The 7889-nt window shown below is 69.3% G+C and carries 9 protein-coding genes; 5 read left to right on the top strand and 4 right to left on the bottom strand.

What is annotated here, in order from left to right; genetic code table 11:
• Positions 1-515, top strand: a 515-nt coding sequence (locus ACODTB_RS24660) for an MFS transporter (protein WP_488929835.1), incomplete at its 5' end; no start/stop codon positions are given.
• Here ACODTB_RS24660 and ACODTB_RS24655 read toward each other — a convergent pair.
• The 3 genes from ACODTB_RS24655 to ACODTB_RS24645 are packed head-to-tail and all read right to left on the bottom strand — an operon-like array spanning position 479 to position 3530.
• Positions 479-1780, bottom strand: coding sequence for an FIST signal transduction protein (locus tag ACODTB_RS24655; protein ID WP_291112031.1), 1302 nt, complete (start codon positions 1778-1780; stop codon positions 479-481). The two genes, ACODTB_RS24660 and ACODTB_RS24655, sit on opposite strands and share 37 nt — an antisense overlap.
• 42 nt (positions 1781-1822) lie before the next feature.
• Positions 1823-2662: a PhaM family polyhydroxyalkanoate granule multifunctional regulatory protein gene (locus tag ACODTB_RS24650; RefSeq protein WP_291112033.1), complete on the bottom strand. Its 840-nt coding sequence runs from the start codon at positions 2660-2662 to the stop codon at positions 1823-1825.
• Between the two features lie 37 nt (positions 2663-2699).
• On the bottom strand, positions 2700-3530 hold the full coding sequence (locus tag ACODTB_RS24645) for an enoyl-CoA hydratase/isomerase family protein (RefSeq protein ID WP_291112075.1): 831 nt from the start codon (positions 3528-3530) through the stop codon (positions 2700-2702).
• A gap of 84 nt (positions 3531-3614) precedes the next feature.
• On the opposite strand from ACODTB_RS24645, the gene ACODTB_RS24640 reads away from it, so the two are divergent.
• Positions 3615-4055: a VOC family protein gene (locus ACODTB_RS24640; protein WP_291112035.1), complete on the top strand. Its 441-nt coding sequence runs from the start codon at positions 3615-3617 to the stop codon at positions 4053-4055.
• 9 nt (positions 4056-4064) lie between these two features.
• On the opposite strand, the gene ACODTB_RS24635 is transcribed toward ACODTB_RS24640, so the two are convergent.
• Positions 4065-5072, bottom strand: a complete 1008-nt coding sequence (locus tag ACODTB_RS24635) for a fumarylacetoacetate hydrolase family protein (protein ID WP_291112038.1) — start codon at positions 5070-5072, stop codon at positions 4065-4067.
• 228 nt (positions 5073-5300) lie between these two features.
• Here ACODTB_RS24635 and ACODTB_RS24630 point away from each other — a divergent pair, with 228 nt between their 5' ends.
• From ACODTB_RS24630 to ACODTB_RS24620, 3 genes are all read left to right on the top strand, one after another.
• The gene (locus ACODTB_RS24630; protein ID WP_291112040.1) at positions 5301-6176 is read left to right on the top strand and encodes an IclR family transcriptional regulator; all 876 of its coding nucleotides are present in this window, start codon (positions 5301-5303) and stop codon (positions 6174-6176) included.
• Positions 6177-6217: 41 nt separating this feature from the next.
• Positions 6218-7405 (top strand): DUF3108 domain-containing protein, encoded by a 1188-nt coding sequence (locus ACODTB_RS24625; protein ID WP_488929834.1) that lies wholly within the window; start codon positions 6218-6220, stop codon positions 7403-7405.
• Between the two features lie 166 nt (positions 7406-7571).
• Positions 7572-7856 (top strand): BTH_I0359 family protein, encoded by a 285-nt coding sequence (locus ACODTB_RS24620; protein WP_382153555.1) that lies wholly within the window; start codon positions 7572-7574, stop codon positions 7854-7856.
• The last annotated feature ends 33 nt before the right edge of the window (positions 7857-7889 follow it).

The raw sequence follows: 7889 nt of genomic DNA, 5'->3' as shown, positions 1-7889 counted from the left end.
GCTGCGGCCCCGCCCGCGGCGCCGAGATGCTCTCGGTGATGCTGGGCATGGGCGTGGCCAGCCGGCTGATCTCAGGCTGGATCTCCGACCGCATCGGCGGCCTGCGCACGCTCTTGCTGGGCTCGGTGCTGCAGGGCGTGGCCCTGCTGATGTTCCTGCCCTTCGATGGCCTGGTGCCGCTGTACCTGATCTCCGGCCTGTTCGGCCTGTTCCAGGGCGGCATCGTGCCGAGCTACGCCCTGATCGTGCGCGAGCACTTCGCGCCCATGCAGGCCGGCGTGCGCGTGGGCACGGTGCTGATGGCCACGCTGCTGGGCATGGCGCTGGGCGGCTGGATGTCGGGCGCGATCTTCGACCTGACCGGCTCCTACCAGGCCGCCTTCCTCAATGGCATCGGCTTCAACCTGCTCAACGTCAGCATCGTGTTCTTCCTGCTGCGGCGCGCGCGGGCGCGCGGCATCGGCCTGGGCCGGTCGTCTCAGGGCATGGTGAACACGGTGAGCACGCCGGTGTAACCGTAGAGGCTGTGGTGAGCGATCTCACCACCGGCGAAGAAGCCCACCAGCGGCACATCGCCGAGCGCGCGGCGCACCACCTGAAGCTCGGCACTGGGGCTGCCGAAATGCGGCCCGCCGCGCCCCGAGCAGCTGACGTACACCGCTCCGGCGATGCGACGCGCGGCATGCGGGCCGGCCTCCACGTCGGTGGACGAGAGCGCCGTCGCCATCGACAGGCCCAGCTCTTCGGGTTCGAGCTCTTCACGCACCTCGGCGCACACGCGCACGAGGTCGGCGCGCGCGGCCTCGGCGTTGCGTTCGCAGAAGGCCAGGCGCGTGCCCACCGGCGCCACGTCGGCAATCGCGATGCCGCGCCGTCCCGGGTCCAGGCCGATCAGGTGGCGCACCAGCACCTCGGTGCCGAACTGGCCGCGCACGCGCGGGACGGGCGCTGAGGCGGCGCTGTGCTCGGGCAGCGGCGGCGAGAGCCCCACCAGCGTGGCGCGCAGGCGCGGCATGGCTTCTTCGGGTTGCTCCAGCGAGATCACGCGCTCGCGCAACAGCACGTCCAGCGCGGGTTCGTCGTCGAGCATCAGCACCAGGTTGCCGTCGGAGGCGGTGACCGTGCGCTCGCGGTCCACCGGCTGCGCACCCTGCGTGACGCGCGAGACCAGGCCCACGTCCGCCCCGAAGGCCACGCCGCTCAGGCCGCCATGGAACACCCCGCTGGCCGCGCCCTGACCGTCGAGGTTGCCCGCGCTGCTGAGCGAAAACTGCACGCTCTGGTGCCGGCTCGCCGCCAGCCCGCCGAACACGTAGCCGCTGCGCGTGCGCTCGGCCATTTCGGCGATGAGTTCGGCCAGCTCGGGCGTGCCGCCATCGGCATGCACCAGCGCCGTGTGTGCCTCGAAACGGTCGGCGGTCGCCGGGCGGCCACTGGTGGAGAGCGGCGCCACCCCGCTGAACACACGGTACTGGCCCGGGTGCAGATCGCACAGCATCACGCACATCGCGGGCTCGTCGAAGTACTCCACGTTGTTGGCCGCGATACCCACGCCCACGGTGCCGGCCCAGTCGATCGCCTCGGACGACAGCTCGGCGCTCAGGTGCTTGAGGATGGCCTCGGCTTCGTCGGCGTAGTGGTCGGTGATGTAGAGCAGCCCCAGGCAGGGTGACTTGGCGTATTCGGGCAGCGCCATCTGCGCGCGCAGTTGCGCGAGCACGAGAGCGGCGGCCATCCGCCATTGCGGGTGGGTGGCGTGGGCGTAAGGAAAGAGTTTCATGAGGAAAAGGCGACGCGCCGCGGACGCGGCGGCGCGGGAGGTTCAACGTCGGCTGGCGGCCTTGCGGGCCGCGGCCTTCCTGGCGGCCGGCTTGGCGGCGGATTTCGCGGCAGGGCGCGGCGCAGAAGGGCTGGCGGCCGGCCGGGCCACCGCCCGCGCGGCGGCACGGCCCACGCCCCGGGCGGCCTTGCCGGCCATGCCGGTGGCGGTCTTCAGGGCCTGGTCGGTCAGGCCGCTGGCGACTTGCCGCGTGGTGTCGAGCGCGGTCTGCTTGGCCACGTCCTTCATGGCATTGCTCGCGATCTGCTGGAACTGCTGCGACAGCGCGCCCCACCATTGCATCGGGTCCACCACGCCACCGGCGGCCGGCGCGGCGGCCGCCGCCTTGCGGGCCGGTTGCGTCTTCTTGCGCGGCGCCGGTGGGGGTGCTGGCGCGGCTTCGGGCTTGGCGGGGGTGCCATAGGTGCGCGGCGGCACTTCCAGGCCGGCGAACGGCGTGGGCGCGGCGGCGGGTGAACCGGTGAAGCCGGCCAGGGTGTCGGCGGCCTTGATCTTGAGCGCGTTGGCCACATCGCCCATGCTGAAGTTCATGGTCTTGAGCGTGGACAGCGTCATCCTCTGCACCTCCAGCGCCTGGATGGTGGCGCCCAGTGCCTTGGCGTTCTGGTCCAGCCAGAAGTGCACGGCCTTGAGTTCCTCGATGCGTTTCTCGAGGTCTTCCACGTTGAAGGTGGGCGCCACCCAGCTGCCGAGGTTGGGCAACTGCGGGATGTTCTGGCTGATGCCCTGCGCCACCCCGCCGGCCGCCTGGCCCGCGAGGTTCTGCAGGAACTCGAAGCCGGGAACGAATTTGCCGAAACCGCTGCCGGGGGCGTCGCTCATGGAGATCTCCTGTCGTGCCGTCTAGGTCTTGGCTGTCTCAGCCGTCCACGCCGTAGCGGGGTGCGCGGCGCTCACGCAAGGATGCCACACCTTCGCGCACATCGGGCCCGGCAAAACCCATGAATTCGAGCGCCAGGGAGGTGTCGAACGCGGGGCCGGCCTGGCGCAGCCAGTTGTTGAGCGAGTACTTGGTCCAGCGGATCGCGGTCTGGCTGCCACTGGCCAGGCGATCGGCCACTTCATAGGCCTTGTCGAGCAGGGCCGCGTCGTCCACCGCGAGCGAGACCAGGCCGATGCGCTCGGCCTCCTCGCCGCTGATGGGGTCGCACAGCATCAGGTAGTACTTGGCCTTGGCCAGGCCGCACAGCAGGGGCCAGACGATGGCCGCGTGGTCACCGGCCGCCACGCCCAGGCGCGTGTGGCCGTCGACGATCTTGGCGCTCTTCGCGGCGATCGAGATGTCGGCCAGCAGGCCGGCCACCAGGCCAGCGCCCACGGCCGGGCCGTGCATGGCGCTCACGATGGGCTTGTCGCAGTTGATGACGTTGTAGACCAGGTCGCGAGCCTCCTTCCAGACGCGGGTGCGCACCTCGAAATCGGTCGCCATGTCCTGCACCAGCGTGAGGTCGCCGCCGCCGGAGAAGCCCATGCCGCTGCCGCGCAGCACGGCGCAGCGCACGCTGTCGTCGCGCCCCACATCGCGCCAGATCTCGCTGAGTTCCCAATGCCCGTCGTGGCCGGCGGTGGGCAGCTTGCCGTTGCCGCCCGGGCCGTCGGCGCGCATCTGGATGTCGAGCACGGAAGGCACGCCGTCCACGGTGGGGCCGCGGCGGGTGATGGCGAGGGTCTGGTAGCGGCTGTAGTCCACGGGGCTGCTCATGCGGGTCTCCTGAAGGGCTGGGTTCTGTCGGTCATTGTGCTCGACCGCGCGCCAGCGTCTATGCTGGCGGCCATGAACCCGTCCACCGCTCCGCTGCACACCCGCAGCCTGTTCCATTTCGCCTTCAACGTCACCGACCTGGATGCGGCGCGCCGCTTCTACGGCGGCGTGCTCGGCTGCGCCGAGGGCCGCAGCACCGATACCTGGGTGGACTTCGATTTCTTCAGCCACCAGATCTCGCTGCACCTGGGCGAGCCGCTGAAGACGCAGCGCACCGGCCGCGTGGGCGAGCACCTCGTGCCCATGCCGCACTTCGGCCTGGTGCTGCTGCTGCCGGAGTGGCAAGCGATGGCCGCGCGGCTTCAGGCCGCGGGCGTGGACTTCGTGCTGCCGCCCCAGGTGCGCTTCGAGGGGCAGCCCGGCGAACAGTGGACGATGTTCTTCTGCGACCCCTTCGGCAACCCGATCGAGGTCAAGGGTTTCGCGTCGATCGAGCAGGTTTACGCTGCTTGAACGCTGGCCTCAGGCCAGCGGCGCGATTTTCTGGTCGATCGCGCCGAACACGGACTGGCCGTCCTTGCCCTTCATCTCGATGCGGATGGTGTCACCGAACTTCATGAAGGCGGTCGAAGGCTTGCCATCCAGGATGGTTTCGATCGCGCGTTTCTCGGCGATGCAGCTGTAGCCCTTGGGCCAGTCCTTGCGGCCGTCCACCTCCGTGCCCTTGTTGCTCACGGTGCCACTGCCCACGATGGAGCCGGCGCGCACGTTGCGCGTCTTGGTGATGTGGGCCACGAGCTGGCCGAAGTGGAAGGTCATCTCCGGGCCGGCCTCGCACATGCCGACCTTGCGGCCGTTCCAGGTCGACTGCATGGTCAGGTGCACGCGGCCACCCTGCCAGGCGTCGCCGAGCTCGTCGGGCGTGACCGCCACCGGGCTGAACGCGGTGGCCGGCTTGCTCTGGAAGAAGCCAAAACCCTTGGCCAGTTCGGCCGGGATCAGGTTGCGCAGCGACACGTCGTTGGCCAGCATCAGCAGGCGCACGCCCTCCAAGGCCTGCTCGGGCGTGGCACTCATGGGCACGTCGCCAGTGATGACGGCGATCTCGGCCTCGAAGTCGATGCCGAAGTCTTCACTGGCCACCACCACGTCTTCGCAAGGGCCGATGAAGTCGTCGCTGCCGCCCTGGTACATCAGCGGGTCGGTGTAGAACGACGCCGGCACTTCGCTGTTGCGCGCGGCGCGCACCAGCTCCACGTGGTTGATGTACGCCGAGCCGTCGGCCCACTGGTAGGCGCGCGGCAGCGGGGCCATGCACTGGGCGGGGTCGAACGGGAAGGCGTGGCGCGCCTTGCCCTGGTTGAGCGTGACGTACAGGTCGTGCAACTGGGGGCTGATGAAGTTCCAGTCGTCCAGCGCCTGCTGGAGCTTGTGGGCGATGCCGGTCGCATAATGCGCCGTGCTCAGGTCGCGGGAGACCACCACCAGTTGTCCGTCGCGCGAGCCGTCTTTGTAAGTGGCGAGTTTCATGCAAGTCTCCTGCTGTCAGGTTGGGGTCAAAGCGGGCACATTGTCCGCCTGGGGGCGGATCGGTGGCACACTCGGTGGATGCCTTCGAATTACGGATAGTGAAATTGATTCACCTATTCGTAAAATTGGGATTCTAGACGAAAGCCCCGAGAACCGCTGCAACACCCGCCACCGGCCCGGGGAACCCACCGCCCGACCGACCGTCCAACCTTCGTGACCCTGATTCAGATGCCTGTTGCCCAACGCCCCGCCATCGACGCCGAAACCCGTGACGACGCGGAACCGTTGCGCGCGGGCATCCAATCGGTGGAAGTGGGCTTCGAGCTGCTCGATGCCCTGTCGCAGGCCGACGGCGCCCTGATGCTGCGCGACCTGGCCGCCGCGGCGGGCATGAGCGCGGCCAAGGCCCACCGCTACCTGGTGAGCTTCCAGCGCATGGGCCTGGTGGTGCAGGACCCGGTGAGCACGCGCTACGACCTCGGCCCCGCCGCGCTGCGCATCGGGCTGGCCAGCCTCGCGCGCCTCGACGCCGTGAAGTTCGCGCGCGAACGCATCGATGGCCTGCTGGCCGAGACCGGCCACACCCTGGCCATCGCGGTGTGGGGCAACCAGGGCCCCACCATGGTGCACTGGATCGAGGCGCCTCAGACGGTGCCCGTCACCTTGCGCCTGGGCGACGTCATGCCGCTGCTGACCTCGGCCACCGGCCGCTGCTTTGCCGCCTTCATGGGCACTGAAGGCCGCGACGCCCAGCGCATCGCCCCCATGGTGCGCGACGAACTCGCGCGCCTGAAGAAGCTGCCGCAACATGGCGACCTGCCCCTGGTGGACGTGCCCCAGTCGCCGCAAGAGGTGCAGGCCCTGCTCGAAGACACCCGCCGCAGGGGCCTGGCGCGGGTGGTGCACAGCCTGTTGCCCGGCGTGGGCGGCTTCTGCGCCCCCGTGTTCGACGCCCAGGGCCGGCTCGCGCTGGGCCTGGTGGTGCTCGGCTCCGTGGCCACGCTGGACACCGACTGGCAAGGGGCCCCCGCCACCGCCCTGCTGCGCTGCGCCCGCCAGCTCAGCGCCGACCTGGGGCACCGCCCCGCCCCTTCCAGCACGTGACCCAAACGCCCGCATCACCCTCTGCCTCGCCACGCCGGTCCGTGCTCACCGCGCTGGTGGCGCTGGTGCTGGGCCTGCACCTCGTGCTGCTCGCTGGCGGCATCACGCTTCAGCTGCCCGGCACCGCCCGGGCGCCAGCGCCACCGGCCACCGGCGCCAGTGCATCTGCCGCAAACGCCGAACCGCCCGCCACCGCCCCGGCAGCGCGCCCGCAGCCGGTGCAGGTGAGCACGGTGCGCTGGATCGTGCCCGTCGCTCCGGCGCCCGCGCCACGCCCCGAACCCGCATCCCGGCCCAAGCCCGTCCCGAAGGCGGCGCCCATGGCCCTCCCTGCCCCGGTTCCCGAGCCCGTCGCCGTGGCCCAGGCAGCGCCCGAACCCGCCGAGGCCGTCGCCCTCGCGCCGGCTGAAACGCCGGCCATCGCTTCGCAGGAAGTCGCCGTGAGCGAACCTCCGACACCGGCACCTGAAGCACCAGCAGAAGCTGTGGCGGCGCCTCCTGCCACGCCCGAAACGGCCCCAACCAGTGAACCCACCAGCACCACGCCGTCGGCAGCAACCGATGGCAAAGCCAGCGCCCCCGTCGCCCTGCCACCCGCCACGCCGCCGCCCAGCACCCGCCTGCACTACGACGTGACCGGCAATGTCAAGGGCATCGGCTACAAGGCCCAAGGCACGCTGGACTGGGCCGTGGCCGACGGCCGCTACGAGGCCCGCATGGAGATGCGCGTGCTGCTGCTGGGCAGCCGCTCGCAGACCAGCATCGGCCACGTCGGCCCCAACGGCCTCATGCCCGAGCGCTTCGCCGACAAGAGCCGCAGCGAGAAAGCCGCCCATTTCGATGCCGCACAACAGCGCATCCGATTCAGCAGCAACGCGCCCGAAGCACCGCTGCAACCGGGGGCGCAGGACCGCCTGAGCCTGTTCCTGCAGCTCGCCAGCCTGCTGCAGGCCCGCCCGCAGGCCTACGCCGCCGGCCAGACGGTGGACATGCAGGTGGCCGGCACGGGCGACGCCCCTGTCTGGCGCTTCGACGTGGGCGAAGAATCGACGATTTCGCTGCCAGCGGGCGAATTCAGGGTGCGCCACCTGGTGCGCCAGCCCCGCAAGGAATTCGACAGCACGGTCGAAATGTGGCTCGCGCCCAGCTTGCACCACCTGCCCGTGCGCCTGCGGGTCAAACAGTCGAACGGCGATGTGGCCGATCAGCAACTCAGCCAGATGCCGTAAGGCAAACACTTGTAGGACAAACACCCATCTGTGCCAAAAAAGACACGCATCTTGAAGTCCGGGGGAACGTCGCCACGTAAAGCTGCATCTGACCTATAAATCGGCGCGTATTTGCCGATATAAGGTTGTCAGGAACGCAGATTTTTTCTATTCAAGGATTTCAGTCATGCACATGCTTTACGACTCGGATGCCTTCGCTGTGGTCCACATCCTAGCCAATGCGCCCGTCGAGGGCGACAACGAAGTGGCAGACGGCCCGCAGATTCCCCGCCACGGTTTCGAGATCGTGGACAAGCGCTCGGGCAAAGAGGTGTACCTCGACGGTTCCTGGGCCGAGATGTTCCAGCTCCAGATCACCGCCTGGCAGCAGAGCACGCCGTCCCAGGAAGAAGTGGAAGACACGCTCGAGGGCTATGCCACCCTGGCCCAGATGCCCGTGGTCATGCACTGAACGAACGCACTTCCTCTGAAAAAAGGCCGCTGC

The organism is Hydrogenophaga sp. FG152, assembly GCF_057809615.1.
Note: the sequence above shows the minus strand (reverse complement) of the source record. Positions and strands in the feature narration are given on the sequence as shown.